This is a genomic window from Streptomyces sp. NPDC001914 (assembly GCF_042891215.1).
Taxonomy (GTDB): domain Bacteria; phylum Actinomycetota; class Actinomycetes; order Streptomycetales; family Streptomycetaceae; genus Streptomyces.
This window is the reverse complement of the sequence record NZ_JBIASW010000023.1, coordinates 1-17,304: the sequence shown is the minus strand read 5'-3', so window position 1 is coordinate 17,304 and position 17,304 is coordinate 1. Positions and strand designations below refer to the sequence as shown.

Below are 17,304 nucleotides of genomic sequence, written 5' to 3'. Positions count from 1 at the left end.
TTACCGTCAGTAACTTATGGACGCCTGAGGGATCGTGCCATGTCGGCGCGCAATGCGACAGAGCCGGGCAAGAACTCCCCTCCTCCGCGCGCGAGGCAGGCAGGAACTCCCTTCCCCGGAGCCCCCGTCGGCATGACGATCTCATCCCCCCGCCTGTGTGACGTGCGACTCACCGAGATCGTTCCCCTCGGGTCCCGCGCGCTCCGTCAGACGCGCGGCGCCAACGCCTCCCAGCGCACCGTCACTTCGCCCTGGCGCCAGCGGGCGGTCCCGTCCGCGACCGGCCAGTCGGCCGTCAGATCGCGGACCGTGCGTATCCAGCGCTGTCTCGCGCCGTACGCGGCGTACGGCGCGGCGGCCGCCCAGGCGCGGTCGAAGTCGCGCAGGAACGCGTGCACGGGCTCGCCCGGCACATTGCGGTGGATGAGGGCCTTCGGCAGCCGCTCGGCCAGGTCGGACGGGCGGTCCAGGGAGCCGAGCCGGGTGGCGAAGGTGACCGTGCGCGGACCTTCGGGGCCGAGGGCGACCCAGACGTGCCGGCGGCCGATCTCGTCGCAGGTGCCCTCGACGAGCAGTCCGCCCCGGGAGCCGGAGCCCGCGGGCGCGAGCCGTGCGCACAGCCGTCGCCAGACCTCGGCGACCTGCTCCTCGTCGTACTGACGCAGCACGTTCGCCGCCCGGATCAGATGCGGCCGGCCCGGCACCGGGACCTCGAAGCCGCCGTGCCGGAAGGCGAGGCCCTCGCGTTCGTACGGACGGGCGGCGGCGACCCGCGCCGGTTCGATCTCGACGCCGAAGACCTGGGTGCGGGGGGCGGCGGTGCGCAGCCGGGTCAGCAGTTCCACCGCGGTCCAGGGCGCGGCGCCGTAACCGAGGTCCACGGCCACCGGTTCCGCCGCCCGGCGGAGTTCGGCGCCGTGCACGGCCGCGATCCAGCGGTCCATGCGGCGCAGGCGGTTGGGGTTCGTCGTCCCGCGCGTCACCGTGCCCACGGGGCGGGACGCTGCGCGGGTTTTCATGCGTACGAGAGTAGGCGCCCCGAACCCGACCGGTTGACCCTGTGGACAACCCTCGGCCACCCCCGCACCCCCGCTGTGGAAAACCTCGGCGGGCCCGGAACGACCCGGCGGCCCGCAGTGGCCGCCCAGCGGCGCGCCCATTGGCCCGCAACGCCCGGGCTAACACCTCGCGACCCCAGAAACGGGCAGGGGCGGACGGAAACGGGCGGAGATGAACAGGGGAGAGCGGGGAAGCAGACGCAGTACGCGATACGAACGGTTGAGCGACCTGGGGTAATGATTCGGCAAAGGGGAAATGGAGCGGGCACCTCCGGCGTTCCACCTTGCGGAGGGCGTGACACGTCCTCCGACCGGCATGCCCGCAGCGAGGAGGATCGCCACGTGAGTCAGTACGTGAGCAGGCTCGGGCGCCGCTCCCCGGCAGCGCCCTCGCGGCTCAGACTGCACCGCAGGCCCCGCCGCGTGGCCATGCTCTCCGTGCACACCTCGCCCCTGCACCAGCCCGGCACGGGCGACGCGGGCGGCATGAACGTGTACATCGTCGAACTCGCCCAGCGGCTCGCCGCGATCAACATCGAGGTCGAGATCTTCACGCGGGCCACCACCGGGACGCTCCCGCCAACCGTCGAGCTGGCCCCGGGCGTCCTCGTCCGGCACGTCGACGCGGGCCCGTACGAGGGCCTGGCCAAGGAAGACCTCCCCGCCCAGCTGTGCGCCTTCACGCACGGCGTCATGCAGGCCTGGGCCGGTCACCGCCCCGGCTACTACGACCTCGTGCACTCCCACTACTGGCTCTCCGGCCACGTCGGCTGGCTCGCCGCCGAACGCTGGGGCGCGCCCCTGGTGCACGCGATGCACACCATGGCCAAGGTCAAGAACGCGGCGCTGGCCGAGGGCGACACCCCCGAGCCCGCCGCCCGTGTCATCGGCGAGACCCAGATCGTGCGCGCCGCCGACCGCCTCATCGCGAACACCTCCGAGGAGGCCGACGAGCTCGTACGCCACTACGGCGCCGACTCCGCCGGTGTCGCCGTCGTCCACCCCGGGGTCAACCTCGACCGCTTCCGGCCCGCCGACGGCCGGGCCGCGGCCCGCGCGCGGCTCGGTCTCCCGCAGGACGCACTGATCCCCCTCTTCGCGGGCCGCATACAGCCCCTCAAGGCCCCCGACGTGCTGCTGCGCGCGGTCGCCGTGCTGCTCGACGAGCGGCCCGAGCTGCGCCGCCGGATCGTCGTCCCCGTGGTGGGCGGCCCGAGCGGCAGCGGCCTCGCCAAGCCCGAAGGGCTCCAGAAGCTGGCCGCGCGGCTGGGCATCGCCGACGTCGTACGGTTCCGGCCGCCCGTCGGGCAGGACCAGCTCGCGGACTGGTTCCGGGCCGCGAGCGTGCTGGTCATGCCCTCGTACAGCGAGTCCTTCGGGCTGGTGGCCATCGAGGCGCAGGCGGCCGGTACCCCCGTACTCGCGGCCTCGGTCGGCGGCCTGCCGGTGGCCGTACGCCACCAGGAGACCGGATTCCTGGTCCAGGGTCACCATCCCGCCGACTACGCGCGCGTGCTGGGTGAGTTCGCCGACGACGAGACCCTGGTGGCCCGGATGGGCGACGCCGCGGCCCGCCACGCGGAGCGCTTCGGCTGGGACACCGCGGCGGCGGCGACGGCGGACGTGTACACGGCAGCGGCCCAGGACCACCGGCGCCGCCTGCGCGCCCACCACGCCTGACGCGTCGCCCCGCGCCTGACGCGTCGCCCCGCGCCTGACCCGTCGCCCCGCGCCTGACCCGTCACCCCGTGCCTGACCCGTCACCCCGTGCCTGACGCGTCGCCCGGCGCCTGACGCGTCGCCCGTGCCCGCCGCGTCTCCCCGCGGCCCGGTCACGTACGCTCGCCGCATGGCTGACGCAGCGTCGATCATCGAGCGGGTCCTCACCGAGGCCGAGCTGGAGTGGGAGAGTCCCGACGCGGGCTCGTACGTCGTGAAACTGCCTGGCACCCGCAAGCTCTCGACGACGGTCTCGCTGATCGTCGGTCGGCACTCGCTGTCGCTGAACGCCTTCGTGATCCGCCACCCCGACGAGAACCACGAGGCGGTCCACCGCTGGCTCCTGGAGCGCAATCTCAAGCTCTACGGGGTCGCCTACGCCGTCGATCCCCTCGGAGACGTGTATCTGGTCGGCAAGCTGCCGCTGACCGCCGTCACCCCGGAGGAGGTGGACCGTCTGCTCGGGTCCGTCCTCGAAGCCGCCGACGGCTCCTTCAACGCTCTCCTGGAGCTCGGTTTCGCCTCCGCGATCCGCAAGGAGTACGCCTGGCGGGTGTCCCGCGGTGAGTCCACGCGCAATCTCGACGCGTTCACACATCTGACTCAGCGCCCCGCCAACTGACAGTCGCCGTCCGGCGGTTCCACCAAGCCTCACCCTTCAATTACCTATTACGGGACCCTTTCCCCGCCCGGGGTTCCCGTGGCATGCTCACCGCCGACGCAGATCTGAACGTCGTTCACATCCATGAAGAGCCGCACGAACGGGAACCACAGGGAAGGGCGGACGGGCATGAACAGCAGGCACGGGTACACGGGGATCACCAGGCGGGCCCTGCTCGGCAGCGCCACGGCCGTGGCGGCCACCGCCGTCACCGGCACGACGGCCGCCGCGGCGGCGCCGGGGACGGCCGCATCGGCCCCGCCACCCGTCGTGGGCGCCGGCGCCGCACCGTCCGCCGGCGCGGCGGGCGCCTTCGCCCGGTCCGGAGAAGTCCCCGCGCTCTGGCGGGAGTTCGTCCGCTCCCCGTTCACCCACCCGCAGATCCCGTACGTCGGCAGGTCCGGCGCGTACCGCGGGGCCGTCCGGCTGCCCCGCCGCCCCTTCGTGACCGGCATCCGCGACCACGGCGCCGTCGCCGCCGACGGCACGGCGGACTGCGCTCCCGCGATCAACCGTGCCATCGCCGCCGCCGGAAGGGTCGGCGGTGGCACGGTCACCATCCCTCCCGGCACGTTCCGCATCGACGACCCTGATCCACATCGGCCACTCGAACGTGGTCCTCCGCGGCGCCGGCAGCGGCCGTACGACCCTCTACGCGACCAGGAACCTCACCGAACTCATCGGTGCCTACGGATCACGCTACGGCGGCGACAAGTCGTCCTGGTCCTGGGCCGGCGGCCTCATCTGGCTGGCCCCCGCGGCCCGTTGGGACTCCCTGGTCTCCGCGATCAAGGCGAGGTCCTGGCCCTTCGAGGGCTGGACCGGCAACACGCGCGACGCCTGGCGGACCCTCACGACCGTCGAGCCCGCACGCCAGGGATCGTGGACGGTGACCGTCGCGGACGCCTCCGGGCTGCGCCCCGGCGCGCTCGTCCTGCTCCGCCTCGCCGACGACGCCGACCACACGCTGCTGGAGCACATGTCGGGCGGCGGACCGGGACCGGAGGCGTACTTCTGGGACGACAAGACCAAGCTGACCTCGTACGTCCCCTACGAGTGGCCCGTCCGCGTCGCCCATGTGCGCGGCCGCAGAGTGACCCTGGAACGCCCCCTCCCGCTCGACGTACGACCGGAGTGGGACCCCCGGCTGACCACGCACGTCGAGGAGCTGACCGGCTCGGGGGTGGAGGGGCTGACCCTGGAGGCCGTGGAGACGCCGCAGTCCCCGCACCTCCTCGACAAGGGCTACAACGGGGTCGTCCTGCAGTGCGCCTACGACTGCTGGGTGGACGACGTCACGGTCCGCCACGTCGACAACGGCTTCGGGCTCGTCGCCGCCTCCTCCTGCACCCTGCGCCGTACGACCGTCGCCGGACGCGGCTCGCACCACCCGTACTTCTGCCGCGAGGGCTCGCACGACAACCTGATCGAGGACTTCACCGTCGAGGAGCGCACCGTTCCCGCGCCCGCCGGAACCCAGCTGCACGGCATCAACGTCGAGGGCCTGTCCTCGTACAACGTCTGGTCGCGCGGCGCCATGCGGATGGGCACGTTCGACTCCCACCGTGGGCTGCCCTTCGCGAATGTCCGCACCGACATCACCGTCGACAACAACGGCCGGCACGGCGGCGACGCCTCGGCGGGACCGCTCTTCGGGGCGCGCTTCACCCACTGGAACATCCGGGTCACCAACGGCCGGGCCGGTCTGATGAAGATCGACGGCCTCGCCCCCCGCAGCGCCACCGTCGGCGTCAACGAGGTCACCGAGTTCGACCAGACCGACGTACCCGACTTCACCGGCGACCTGCGCTCCCGGCTGGAGCTGTACGGGACGACGGACGTCGTACGGCCGCGCAATCTGTACGAGGCCCAGCGCGACCTCTAGAACACGCGGACCGGCTCCCGCCCGCACGCCCCCGGCTCACGGCCGCGCGTACCGTTCCGACTCACGACCGCGCGTACCGTCCCGGGGTCACCCCCACCAGCCGCCGGAAGTGACGGGTGAGATGGGACTGGTCGTAGAAGCCGGTCAGGGCGGCCACCTCGCCCGCGGGCCGTCCGTCGAGGAGCAGGCTGCGGGCCCGGTCCACGCGGCGGGACATCAGGTACTGGTGCGGCGCGATGCCGAACGCGCCGCTGAACGCCCGGACCAGGTGCGCCGGGTGGGCGTGCACGAGCCGCGCCGCCTCGTCGAGGGCGATGCCCTCCACCACCCGCTCGTCGAGGAGTTCGCGCAGCCGGCGGGCGAGCGGCCGGTCGGCGGCCCTGAGTTCCGGCGCCGGCCGGGGCAGGAGCAGTCCGCGCAGCCGGTCCGCGATCAGCGTCAGCCGGCTGTCGGCCTCCAGTTCGTCCCCGGGCCGGGCGAGCGCCGTGTGCACCTGGGCGACCCGGGTCCGCAGGACGGGATCGGCGAGATCGGGGCCGTCCACGGCGGGTCCGATGAGGTCGTCGGCGAGGCGTGAGCCGTCGAGGTAGAGGACCCGCTTGCGGAAACCGTGCGCGGTGGCGGGCGCGCCGTTGTGCGGGATGTGCGGCGGCAGCAGCGTCACCGTGTCGCGCGGGGTGCCGTGCTCGTGCCGGTCGAGGTCGTAGCGGACGGCGCCGTCGTCGACGATCAGCAGGGTCCAGGCCTCGTGCACGTGCATCGGGTACGCGTACTCGGTGTAGTGCGCGTGGAAGACCTCGACGACGCCCGGGACGCCGGGCCGCCACGCGGAGGTCTCGCGCCGAGGGGCCATGCAAAGAACGTACAAGACGACGGAGCGGGCGGGTCGGCAGTCTTCTCGCATGAGCAGCGAGACCGACACGAACCCGTCCGGCGCGAGCGATGCGGGCGGTACGCCCGGCACGAGCGATGTGAGCCTTCCGGGTGCCGCGCCCGTACGCTTCGACACCAAGATCACCGTCGTCCTGCGGGACGATCTGGAGCCCTGGCAGCGGCTCAACGTGACCGCCTTCCTCGTCAGCGGCCTCGGGACGACCGTCCCCGAGGTGATCGGGGAGCCGTACGAGGACGCCGACGGGGTCTCCTACCTGCCGATGTTCCGGCAGCCGGTGCTGGTCCTCGAAGCCTCGAAGGAGACGCTGACCGCCGCCCATGGCCGCGCACTGTCCCGGGCGCTGCCGCGAGCGGTCTTCACCTCGGACCTCTTCGGCACGGGCAACGACCGGGACAACCGTGCGGCCGTACGAGCCGTGCCGACCGGCGCTCTGGACCTGGTGGGACTCGCGGTGTACGGGCCGCGGAACGGGGTGGACAAGGTGGTGAAGGGGGCGCGGATGCATCCGTGAGGTGTGCCCCGGGGGCGTCGGGCCGGGGTTCCCGTGGTCCGGGGTTCTCGGGCACCTGTGCCTCCGGCCGGGCCCTCTGCCGGTCCGGGGGTCCCGGACCGGCAGAGGGCGCCGGAGCCTCCGGCGGGCTCCCCGGACCCGGGGCGCCTCGGACCGGAGTTTTCCGGGCCGGGATACCCGGCCCGGAGACCCTTCGGGCCCGGGGTCCGTCAAGCCCGGCCGGGTTCCCCGGACCCGGGGAACCTCGGACCCGAGGTTTCCGGCCCGGATGCCCGGCCGGGAGACCTTTCGGGCCCGGGGTTCGTCAAGCCCGGTCGGGTTCCCCGGACCCGGGGAGCCTCGGACCGGAGTCTTCCGGCCGGGATGCCCGGCACGGAGACCCTTCGGGCCCGGGGCCCGTCAAGCCCGGGTGACCTCGGTGCGGGGCGCCCCGGCGGGCGTGTCCGTCGCGGTGGACCCCGTGGCGGTACCGGCACCGGCGCCGGCCGCTCCCCGCGAGGACTCCCGTACCGATTCCTCCGCCGGGAGGCGTCGCATGAGCAGCCCGTACCCGAGGCCCGCCGCCGTGCCGACCACCGCGCACAGTCCCCAGAGCCAGGCCGCGCCGAAGCGGTCGATGACGAGGCCGGACATCACCGGGGCGATGAGCGAGGCGAGCGCCCAGGACAGGGTGTACATGCCCTGGTAGCGGCCGCGGCCGTGGACGGGGGAGAGGCGGACGACGAGACCGGTCTGCGTCGGGGCGTTGACGATCTCGGCGAGGGTCCACACGCAGACGGTGAGCATGAAGACCCCGACCGACCCGGCGAAGGCGGTGAGCCCGAACCCGTAGCCCGCGAGCAGCGACGAGATCACCAGCAGCCACTTGGGGTCCCGGTGCTCGATGAAACGGCCGACGGGGATCTGGAGCACGACGATCATGAAGCCGTTGACGGCGATCGCGGTGCCGTAGTCGGCCGGGGTGAAACCGGCCCGGCCCATGGCGACCGGCAGTCCGACGGAGCCCTGCTGGAAGACGAGGGCGACGAGGAACGACAGCCCGACCACGCTCATGAACCGTCCGTCGCGCAGCACCGTGCCGAGCCCGACCGCGGCCTCCGTCTCCTTGGCGGCCTGTACGGGCCTGGACTCCGGGAGCTTCGCGAAGACGACGAGCGCGCAGACGAGGGTCAGGGCCGCCTCGATGAGGAAGCCCGCGAGGTAGCTGAACTCGGCGATGAAGCCGGCGGCCATCGAGGAGACGGCGAAACCGAGGTTGATGGCCCAGTAGTTGAGCGTGAAGGCGCGGACGCGGTCCTCGGGGCGGACGATGTCGGCCATCATCGCCTGCACGGCCGGCCGGGAGGCGTTGCTGGCCATGCCGACCAGGAACGCGACTGCGGCGATGGCCACCGGGTCGTGCATGAAGCCGAGCAGGGCGACCGACGCGGCCGTCGACACCTGCGCGACGAGCAGCGTGGGGCGCCGCCCGAACCGGTCGGTCATGACACCGGCGACGAGCGAGGAGACGACGCCGCCGAGGCCGTGCAGGGAGGCGACCAGGCCCGCGTACGAGGCGGAGTAGCCGCGGTCGAGGGTCAGGTACAGGGCCATGAAGGTGGCGACGAACGCCCCGAGCCGGTTGATGAGCGTGCTCGTCCACAGCCACCAGAACTCGCGGGGGAGCCCTGAGACGGTCTCTCGGACGGCACGTCTCATGACGGCGGCTGGCATGGGTCCCCCACGGATGTAAGCGGCTCTGGCGGTGGGCACAACTTACGAGCCGCCGGCCTCGGAGAGCCACTCAATTAACAGATGCCGTCAACTGAAGGGCGTCGGAGCGGGTGTGAGGCGGCCGTCCGGGGGCTCCCCTGTCCGACTGATGGCCTAGGGAGCGAGCGCCCGCGGGGTTCGATTACGCTCGGAGCCATGGCCGACGCACCGTACAAGCTGATCCTCCTCCGCCACGGCGAGAGCGAATGGAACGCGAAGAATCTGTTCACCGGTTGGGTGGACGTCAACCTCAACGAGAAGGGCGAGAAGGAGGCAGTCCGCGGCGGTGAGCTGCTCAAGGACGCCGGCCTGCTGCCCGACGTCGTCCACACCTCGCTCCAGAAGCGCGCGATCCGCACCGCCCAGCTCGCCCTGGAGTCCGCGGACCGCCACTGGATCCCGGTCCACCGGAGCTGGCGCCTGAACGAGCGTCACTACGGTGCGCTCCAGGGCAAGGACAAGGCCCAGACGCTCGCCGAGTTCGGCGAGGAGCAGTTCATGCTGTGGCGCCGCTCGTACGACACCCCGCCGCCGGCGCTGGACCGCGACTCCGAGTACTCCCAGTTCGACGACGCGCGCTACGCGGCCCTGCCGCCCGAGCTGCGCCCCCAGACGGAGTGCCTGAAGGACGTCGTCGTCCGCATGCTCCCGTACTGGTTCGACGGCATCGTCCCGGACCTGCTGACCGGCCGTACGGTCCTGGTCGCGGCCCACGGCAACTCGCTGCGCGCCCTGGTCAAGCACCTCGACGGCATCTCCGACGCCGACATCGCGGGCCTGAACATCCCCACCGGCATCCCCCTCTCCTACGAGCTGGACGCCGACTTCAAGCCCCTCAACCCGGGCGGCACCTACCTCGACCCCGACGCGGCGGCGGCGGCGATCGAGGCGGTCAAGAACCAGGGCAAGAAGAAGTAACGCCCCACCAGCGAGCCCCCGACCTGCTGTTTCCTGGCAGGGCGGGGGCTTTTTGGTGGGATGGGACGGCTCTGGACCGTCTGCTGTGATGGCGTCGGCGGTGAACGCGGATGACGAGGGCGATCAGCAGGGGTGGGGCGTGCGGCCGCGTGGGAGACCGAGTCTTCTTCCCCCGAAACTCTGTTCCCATGCGTCTCGGGTGGGATCTACAGTTGCTCAGCCCCTGTGCGGGGCCTGTTTTCGTGATCCATGGGGGGTCGACAACTTGAGACTGTTCACGCGCCGCCGTGCCGCGGCGCTCGCGACCGCGGCGGCGCTTGCCGCGGTGGGCACCTTGGCGAGTGCTCCGGGCGCCGTCGCGGACGACGCCGGGCCCTGGCCAGGCACCGAGGGCAAGATCCTCACCGACGGCCCGACGCTGGTCGATCCGGCCACCGGAAAAGCCACCCAGGTGGGCACTCACATGGGGAGCTACGCGGCCTGGTCGCCGGACGGCAGCCGCATCGTCTCCGAATGGGGCCAGCTCGCCAGCGAACGGCCCGACGGCAGCTCGCGCTTCAGCCTGCCCTGGGCGGCGGGCGTGCGCTCCAGCGCCGAGCAGAAGGACATCGCCTTCTGGTGGGGCGGCCGGTACGTCGTCTACTCCACCGGCGGTCAGCTCGTCTACGGCCCCTCCGACGCCTCGTGGGCCCCCAAGCCCCTGCTGTCGGCCGCCCAGGAGCCGTCCACCGTCTGCGACGAGGACCCGACGGTCAGCCCGAACGGCCTGATGGCCTTCTCCCGCCGCATCAACTACGGCTGCTACGACAACGACGGCGTCTGGGTCTACGACTCGTCCGCGAGCACGGTCAAGCGCGTCCTCGCCGACGCCGCGCAGCCCGCGTTCTCCCCGGACGGCACCAAGCTCGCCTTCGTCCGCAACGTCGGCGGCGGGCTCAGCCGGCTCTTCACCGCGAACGCCGACGGCACCGACGTCAAGCAGATCACCACCGACGGCCGCGGCTACGCGAACCCGTCCTGGTCGCCGACCGGCACCCGGATCATCGCCGACGTCCACACCTCCGGCGACAGCTCCGACGTGCACACCACGGAGTACGTCGACGTGGCCACCGGCACGACGACCGCGGTCCCCGGCACGCCGTTGGGCAGCAACCCGAGTGTGCAGCCGCTGCGCAAGAACTCCGGGGGCCGTGTCTGGGGCTCCGACGTCTACGCCAGCAACATCGCCTCCTCGCGCTGGACGTGGAACACCTACGGCGGCACCAAGGTCCCGGGCCTGATGGACGCCAAGGCCGCCGTCCTGATCAACCGGGACGACTCGGCGTACTCGCTCACCGCGCCCGCCTTGGCGGGCAAGAAGCACGGCCCGGTCCTCGGCACCACCAAGAGCGGCCTGACGACCGCGGTCAAGAACGAGCTGAAGCGCACCCTGAAGCCGGGCTCGAACGTCTACCTCATCGGTGGCACGTCGATCCTCACCAGCACGGTCTCCTCGCAGGTCACCTCACTCGGCTTCACCCCGAAGCGGCTGTCCGGCACCGACCGTTACGCCACCTCGGTCGCCGTCGCCAAGTCGGTGACGAGCACCCCGAAGTACGTCTTCCTGGCCACCGGCACCGACTACCACTCGGCGCTCACGGCCGCCTCCGCCGCCGGCGCCGACGGCACGAGCAGCGCGGGCAGCGTCGTGCTCAACAACGGCAACTCGCTGACCTCGTCGGTGAAGTCGTACCTGAACAGCCTGAACCCGAAGAACACCATGATCATCACGGTGGGGTCCTCGGCGAAGTACGCGCTGACGCACACGTACTTCTCCAACTGGCCGTCGACGTACAGCTACTACCCGATCACGGGCTCGACGAACGAGGCCACCTCGGTCGCCGTCGCCAAGTTCTGGTGGACCGCGCCGAGCACGGCGGCGCTCGCCTACAGCAACTCCTGGCGCGGCGGGGTCTCCGCGGGTGCGGCCATGAACGTCTTCGGCCCCGTCCTGTGGACCGCCAAGGACAGCCTCTCCAGCGAGGTCAAGAGCTACCTGCTGCGCGAGTCGGCGAGCACGAACTCGGTGATCGCGTTCGGCGGCACCGGTTCGGTCGCCAAGGCCGCGCTGGACACCGCGGGTGCCGCGATCAGCGCGAGCGCGAGCCAGTTCGTGTACTACCCGTACTACGACGGCGCCGTCCCGACGGCTTCCCGGCAGAGCACCTACGCGGCCCGCACCAACGGCGGGCAGCCCGCCACGGTCGCCCGCACCGGCCCGACCGGCGCGGACCCCCACCTGGACTCGCTCAAGACGGTCCAGCACCAGTAGTGCGGCTGGGCGGGGGGGGGGGGGGGGCGGGGGGGCGCCCCCCCCCCCCCCCCCCCCCCCCCCCCCCCCCCCCCCCCCCCCACGCCTGTACAGGATGAAAAGAATCGAAGAGCGGCAGGGCCTGGAAGAAGTGGCAAGGCTCGGAAGAAGCGGCAGGGCGCGGAAGAAGGAGACGGTGACGATGGCGGCAGCCGATCTGATCGACAGGGCGCGGGCCGGGGACGGTGACGCCTTCAGGGAGCTGACCGAGCCGCACCTCCGAGAGCTCCAGGTGCACTGCTACCGCATGCTCGGATCCCTCGAGGACGCCGAGGACGCCCTCCAGAACACCCTGCTCGCCGCCTGGCAGAGCCTCGGAGCCTTCGAGGGGCGCGCCTCGGTGCGCACCTGGCTCTACCGGATCGCCACGCATCGGTGTCTCGACGCGCGCCGCGCGGCCGCCCGGCGCCCGGCCAAGGAGTGGAACGTGCCCGGAGTCGAACCGCCCGAGCCGACCCGGCTCGGCGAGATCGTATGGCTGCAGCCGTTTCCCGGCACCCTCCTGGAGGACGCTGCCGAGGCGCCGCTCGGCCCGGAAGCCCGCTATGAGCGCACCGAGTCCATCTCGCTGGCCTTCGTCACCGCGCTTCAGGCCCTGCCGCCCCGCCAGCTCGCCGTCCTCGTCCTGCGCGACGTACTGGGGTTCAAGGCGAGCGAAGTGGCCGACATCCTGGACGCGACCGTCGACTCGGTCAACAGCGCCCTCAAACGGGCCCGGGCCGGCCTGCGACGCGATCGAGCGTCGGACGCCGGGCACCAACCGCCTCCCACCGCGGGCTCACCGGCCGAGGACGCGATCGTGGGGAGGTTCGTCCGGGCGTGGGAGTCCGCAGACGTCGACGCGCTGGTGGCCCTTCTGACCGACGACGTGTTCATGTCGATGCCGCCGATGCCCTTCGAGTACCAGGGACGGGACCTCGTGGCCCGCTTCTGTGCCGGCCTGTTCGACGCCGGCCGCAGGTTCGACCTCGTCCCGTCGCGGGCCAACGGCCAGCCGGCGTTCGGGGCCTACCTGCGCACGCCCGACGGCATCAGCCACGGGGTGGGTCTCTACGTCCTGACGCTCACCGGCGACCGGATCTGCGCCATGACCCGATTCGACAACAGCGTGCTCCCCTGGTTCGGGCTGCCCCGCTCCCTTCCGAGCCGATGAGGAGAGCCCTCGGCCCGAACAGCGCCCGCCGCCGTTCGCGGTGACCATGGATCCGTGAACACCCTTGAGTCGCCGTACGGGGACGACGCGACCGCCGAGCCGAGGAGTGGCCCGTGAACGAGCAGGCGCTGGCGAGCTGGAACGAGGGCCCGGCCAGGCAGGCGATCCTGGACTACGTCCAGCGGGCGACGACACCGGGGCCCGCGTTCGTCGAGCCTGCCGACCGGATCGCCACGTTCGACAACGACGGCACGCTGTGGGTCGAACAGCCGATGCCGCCGCAGTTCGACTTCGTGTTCCGCACCTGGGAGGAGGAGGTGAAGGCCGACCCCTCGCTCGCGGAGCGGCAGCCGTACAAGTCACTCGTGCAGCGGAACCAGGCGTTCTTCGAGGGCCTGGCGACACAGGAACCGGAGACGGTGGCGAGCCTGCTGGAGGCGTTCGCCCGGTCGTGGGCGGGCACGACACCCGAGGAGTTCGACGCGCAGGTGCGGGAGTGGACCAGGACGGTGCGGGACCCGCGGTTCGGTGTTCCGTACGTGGAGCTGGTCTACCGGCCGATGCTTGAGCTGTTCGACCTCCTGCGGGCGAACGGCTTCAGGGTGTTCGTGTGCTCGGGCGGCGGCCGCGACTTCATGCGCGTGTTCGCAGAGGACACGTGGGGAGTCCTGAAGGAGAACGTCATCGGTTCGGCGGCCGCCTACGCCTACACCGGCGGCAGGATCGTCCGCTCCCGCGAGCTCCTGGGCAGCCTGGACCTGGGGCCGGGCAAACCCGAGCACATCTTCGCCCACACCGGCCGACTGCCCGCCTTCGCGGGAGGCAACGCCGACGTCGACATCGAGATGCTCCAGAGCGCCGCGTTCGCCCTGCTCGTCCGCCACGACGACGAGCAGCGCGAGTACGCCTACACCAAGGGCGCCGAGGAATCGCTCACCACGGCCGAGCAGCGCGGCTGGACCGTCGTGAGCATGAAGAACGACTGGGCCACCTTGTTCTGACCAGAACGCCGCCAGCACCTTGCTGCGTCCAGAACGCCCGCAACACCCTGCTCCGACCGGAACGCGCGCACCACTCTGCTGCGACCAGAACGCCAGCACCACCCCGCCCCGGTCAGAACGCCCGCACCACCTTGCTTCGACCGGAACGGCAGCACCACCCTGCTCCAGCCACTGTGAGCCGACCACCCCGCTCCAACCGGAACGACCGGAACGACCGGACGCCCCTGCTCCGACCAGGAGGACGTGTTGAAAGACCTGACCGCCGTCGACGTGCTCGTCAACCCGGACGAGGCGACCCTGCGGCACGCCCACGCCTGGAACGCCCGGATGCGCGAGAGCGTCCCGGACGGCTTCGCCCTGGACGCCAGCCACCAGCCGCACATCACCACCCTGCAGCGCTACGTCCGCACGGCCGCCCTGGACGACGCCTACGAGGCCGTCCACCAGACCCTGGCCGCGACCGACACGAGCACCCTCTCCTACCAGGCCGTCGCCATCAGACACGCCGACTGGGGAGTGCCTGGCCAGGGCCTCGCGGTCATCCTTCTGAAACCGGCCCCGCAGGTCCTCGCCTTCCAGGCCGCGCTGCTGGCCGCGATCTCCCCGTTCACCGAGTCCGGCGGCACGGCCGACGCCTTCGTGACCGACCCGGGCGAGGACATCAGCCAGAGCACCCGCGACTGGGTCGACGGCTACGTCCCCGCGCAGATCGGTCCCGACCGGTACACCGCGCACGTCACCGTCGGCTTCGCCACCCTCGACGACCTCACCGCCATCGAGGCCGAGCCGTTCGACGCCTTCACCGTCCGTCCGGCCGCCGTCGCGGTCTACCAGCTCGGAAACAGCGGAGCCGCCCGCAAGCTTCTGCAGAGCTGGCCCATCCCGAACTGACCGGTCGGCCGCACGGCCGTCTTGATCCGTGGCGGCCCGCCGTGTATCCGTCGCGCCCGCCTGTATCCGTGGCGCCCGCCGTGTGTGCGACGGGCATGAGAAGGCTCAGGCCCGAGGCGCGGGTGCGATCTCGTCGATCAGGCCCTCGACCAGCTTCCGGATCTCGTCGCGGATCGGGCGTACGGCCTCGACGCCCTGGCCGGCCGGGTCCTCCAACCGCCAGTCGAGGTAACGCTTGCCGGGGAAGACGGGGCAGCTGTCACCGCAGCCCATGGTGATGCAGACGTCGGACTCCTTGACCGCGTCCACGGTGAGCATCTTCGGGATCTCGGCGGAGATGTCGATGCCGACTTCGGCCATGGCCGCGACGGCGGCGGGGTTGACCCGGTCGCCAGGGGCGGAGCCTGCGGAGCGGACCTCGACGCGGTCCCCGGCCAGATGGGTCAGCCACGCGGCGGCCATCTGGGAACGGCCGGCGTTGTGGACACAGACGAAGAGAACGGAGGGCTTGTCGGACATCGGAGGTCTCTCTTGGTCTCGCGCACTCACGGCGGCTGCGGACGGGCACGGACATCAGCACCCGGTGGTATCAGTCACCACTGATGTGACAGTATCAGCGCATGCTGACGTCAGTCGACGCTGATCTGATCCGGGTCCTGGCCGACCCGCTCAGGCTCCGGATCGTCACCCTCCTCGCCCAGGAGACGCTGTGTACCACCCACCTCGTGGAGGAGACCGGTGCGCGGCAGACCAACCTCTCGAACCATCTGAAGGTGCTGCGCGAGGCCGGGGTCGTCGAGACGGAGCCGTGCGGCCGGTTCACCTACTACAAGCTGCGCGCGGACGTCGTCGCCTCCCTCGCCGGCCAGTTCGCCGACCTGGCCGAGTCCGCCCGCAGAGCCGCCGGCAACAAGCGGTCCTGCCCCTGACCGGTCGCCGCCCCGGTGGCCGCACCAAGGAGTCTTCTTGAGCGTCGCGCACGAAGCCGCCGCCCAGTCGCCGGCAACGGCAGCCGAGCCGCGGTCCGTCCCGGGTGCCGTCCCGCCGCGCAGGCCACTGGCCGCCGGCGCCGCCGCCGAGTTTCTCGGCACCGCGGCCCTCGTGACCGTCGTGGTCGGTTCCGGCATCCAGGCCACCGAACTGACCAAGGACGTCGGCCTGCAACTGCTCGCCAACTCCACCGCGACGGTCCTGGGCCTCGGCGTCCTCATCCTGCTGCTGGGCCCGGTCTCCGGCGCGCACTTCAACCCGGTCGTCACCCTGGCAGAGTGGTTCACGGCCCGCCGCGGCGGCGCCGGAGTCACGCTGCGCGAGGCCGCGGTCTACGTACCCGCCCAGATCGTCGGTGCGATCGCGGGCGCCGTCCTGGCCGACGCCATGTTCGGTGCGCCGCTGGTCGCATGGTCCACCCACGACCGTTCCGCCCGGCACCTGCTGCTGGGCGAGGTCGTGGCGACGGCCGGACTGATCCTGCTGGTCTTCGGGCTGGCGCGCACCGACCGGTCGCGTTTCGCGCCCGTCGCGGTCGCCTCGTACATCGGCGCCGCCTACTGGTTCACCTCGTCGACGTCGTTCGCCAACCCGGCGGTGACGATCGGCCGCGCGTTCACCGACACCTTCGCCGGTATCGCACCCGGCTCGCTTCCCGGGTTCATCGGCATGCAGATCATCGGCGCCGTGGTGGGGCTGGCCCTGGTGGCGCTCGTGTTCATGCCCGGCCGACGCGAGGCCGGGGAGCCCGCCGCCTGACGTCTGCGAGGTCGGGCGGCCCACTGCCTGACGTCTGTGAGGTCGGACGGTCCGCCGTCTTGTCTTCTACGACGTCGGGCTGTCCGCCGTCCGACCTCTGCGACGCAGGTCGAGGCGACCCGCGACGGTCGTGTCCGTCGTCCTCCCGGTCCGGTCTTGGTCAGGCCACGGCCGGGGCGATGGCCAGCAGGTTGCCCATCGCGGCCAGCACGGACGGCTCGACCCGGTAATAGACCCAGGTGCCGCGCCGCTCGGAGGTGAGCAGGCCGGCTTCCTTGAGCTTCTTCAGATGGTGGGACACCGTCGGCTGGGAGACGCCGACGTCGGAGATGTCGCACACGCAGGCCTCGCCGCCCTCGTGCGAGGCCACGGCGGAGAAGAGCCGCAGCCGCACCGGGTCGCCGAGTGCCTTGAACATCCGCGCGGCCGTCTCCGCCTCCTCGGCGGTGAACGGGCGCTCGGTGAGCGGTGGGCAGCACGGTTCCACGGCCTGGTCGGAGGACTCCAGCAGCGGCAGCAGTTCCGTATTCGACATGCATCTATGTTGACACACGTCGAACCAGCCTGGCGAGGTCGAGACTGCCCGCTCAGGCGCTTCCCCCGCCTCGCTGGATTGATGAATGTCTATGTTGACGTCCATCGAATCAGGTGCCAAGCTGGCCACGTAAGCCATCGACAGATGTCGAAACAGCGAGGAGTCGACCGTGAACGCGCCCGTCACCACCGATCTGCCCGTCGTCGTGATCGGAGCCGGTCCCACC

General features: G+C 71.6%; 15 protein-coding genes and 1 pseudogene. 11 read left to right on the top strand and 5 right to left on the bottom strand.

From position 1 onward, the window contains the following. Positions 1-206: 206 nt before the first annotated feature. The gene (locus tag ACFYYF_RS37850; RefSeq protein ID WP_388783138.1) at positions 207-1,019 is read right to left on the bottom strand and encodes a class I SAM-dependent methyltransferase; all 813 of its coding nucleotides are present in this window, start codon (positions 1,017-1,019) and stop codon (positions 207-209) included. Positions 1,020-1,400: 381 nt separating this feature from the next. On the opposite strand from ACFYYF_RS37850, the gene mshA reads away from it, so the two are divergent. The 3 genes and pseudogenes from mshA to ACFYYF_RS37835 all read left to right on the top strand — a co-directional run bounded on the left by mshA (position 1,401) and on the right by ACFYYF_RS37835 (position 5,323). Further along, positions 1,401-2,738, top strand: a complete 1,338-nt coding sequence (gene mshA / locus ACFYYF_RS37845) for a D-inositol-3-phosphate glycosyltransferase (protein WP_388783135.1) — start codon at positions 1,401-1,403, stop codon at positions 2,736-2,738. A 169-nt stretch (positions 2,739-2,907) separates the two neighbouring features. Continuing rightward, a complete protein-coding gene (locus tag ACFYYF_RS37840) occupies positions 2,908-3,399 on the top strand; it encodes a YbjN domain-containing protein (RefSeq protein ID WP_388783133.1) in 492 nt (163 codons plus the stop codon). A 168-nt stretch (positions 3,400-3,567) separates the two neighbouring features. Next, positions 3,568-5,323 (top strand): annotated as a pseudogene (locus ACFYYF_RS37835) (glycosyl hydrolase family 28-related protein). A 61-nt stretch (positions 5,324-5,384) separates the two neighbouring features. On the opposite strand, the gene ACFYYF_RS37830 reads toward ACFYYF_RS37835, so the two are convergent. Beyond that, positions 5,385-6,176, bottom strand: coding sequence for an AraC family transcriptional regulator (locus ACFYYF_RS37830; protein WP_388783130.1), 792 nt, complete (start codon positions 6,174-6,176; stop codon positions 5,385-5,387). Here ACFYYF_RS37830 and ACFYYF_RS37825 point away from each other — a divergent pair. Beyond that, positions 6,175-6,729: a DUF2000 family protein gene (locus ACFYYF_RS37825; RefSeq protein ID WP_388783127.1), complete on the top strand. Its 555-nt coding sequence runs from the start codon at positions 6,175-6,177 to the stop codon at positions 6,727-6,729. The genes ACFYYF_RS37830 and ACFYYF_RS37825 overlap by 2 nt on opposite strands. Before the next feature lie 399 nt (positions 6,730-7,128). Here the strand turns inward: ACFYYF_RS37825 and ACFYYF_RS37820 are convergent, their stop codons facing one another. Further along, on the bottom strand, positions 7,129-8,442 hold the full coding sequence (locus tag ACFYYF_RS37820; RefSeq protein WP_388783124.1) for an MDR family MFS transporter: 1,314 nt from the start codon (positions 8,440-8,442) through the stop codon (positions 7,129-7,131). A gap of 195 nt (positions 8,443-8,637) precedes the next feature. Here ACFYYF_RS37820 and ACFYYF_RS37815 point away from each other — a divergent pair, with 195 nt between their 5' ends. From ACFYYF_RS37815 to ACFYYF_RS37795, 5 genes are all read left to right on the top strand, one after another. Then, on the top strand, positions 8,638-9,399 hold the full coding sequence (locus ACFYYF_RS37815; protein WP_355841172.1) for a phosphoglyceromutase: 762 nt from the start codon (positions 8,638-8,640) through the stop codon (positions 9,397-9,399). Positions 9,400-9,664: 265 nt separating this feature from the next. Next, complete coding sequence (locus ACFYYF_RS37810) at positions 9,665-11,710, top strand: cell wall-binding repeat-containing protein (RefSeq protein ID WP_388783121.1); 2,046 nt, start codon at positions 9,665-9,667, stop codon at positions 11,708-11,710. A 181-nt stretch (positions 11,711-11,891) separates the two neighbouring features. Continuing rightward, positions 11,892-12,902, top strand: coding sequence for a sigma-70 family RNA polymerase sigma factor (locus ACFYYF_RS37805; RefSeq protein WP_388783118.1), 1,011 nt, complete (start codon positions 11,892-11,894; stop codon positions 12,900-12,902). A gap of 113 nt (positions 12,903-13,015) precedes the next feature. After that, a complete protein-coding gene (locus ACFYYF_RS37800) occupies positions 13,016-13,903 on the top strand; it encodes an HAD family hydrolase (RefSeq protein WP_388783115.1) in 888 nt (295 codons plus the stop codon). A gap of 246 nt (positions 13,904-14,149) precedes the next feature. Continuing rightward, positions 14,150-14,794 carry a hypothetical protein gene (locus ACFYYF_RS37795; protein WP_365488726.1) on the top strand — a complete coding sequence of 215 codons (645 nt, stop codon included), beginning with the start codon at positions 14,150-14,152 and terminating at the stop codon, positions 14,792-14,794. A 105-nt stretch (positions 14,795-14,899) separates the two neighbouring features. Here the strand turns inward: ACFYYF_RS37795 and ACFYYF_RS37790 are convergent, their stop codons facing one another. Next, positions 14,900-15,313 (bottom strand): arsenate reductase ArsC, encoded by a 414-nt coding sequence (locus tag ACFYYF_RS37790; RefSeq protein WP_388783112.1) that lies wholly within the window; start codon positions 15,311-15,313, stop codon positions 14,900-14,902. A gap of 101 nt (positions 15,314-15,414) precedes the next feature. Between ACFYYF_RS37790 and ACFYYF_RS37785 the strand changes: the two genes are divergently transcribed. Next, positions 15,415-15,723: a metalloregulator ArsR/SmtB family transcription factor gene (locus ACFYYF_RS37785; RefSeq protein ID WP_361693883.1), complete on the top strand. Its 309-nt coding sequence runs from the start codon at positions 15,415-15,417 to the stop codon at positions 15,721-15,723. A 37-nt stretch (positions 15,724-15,760) separates the two neighbouring features. Next, the gene (locus tag ACFYYF_RS37780; RefSeq protein WP_388783109.1) at positions 15,761-16,543 is read left to right on the top strand and encodes an aquaporin; all 783 of its coding nucleotides are present in this window, start codon (positions 15,761-15,763) and stop codon (positions 16,541-16,543) included. Positions 16,544-16,703: 160 nt separating this feature from the next. Here ACFYYF_RS37780 and ACFYYF_RS37775 read toward each other — a convergent pair whose 3' ends face one another. Then, entirely contained in the window at positions 16,704-17,078 is a 375-nt protein-coding gene (locus ACFYYF_RS37775) for a metalloregulator ArsR/SmtB family transcription factor (protein WP_361693889.1), read from the bottom strand. Positions 17,079-17,304 lie beyond the last annotated feature (226 nt).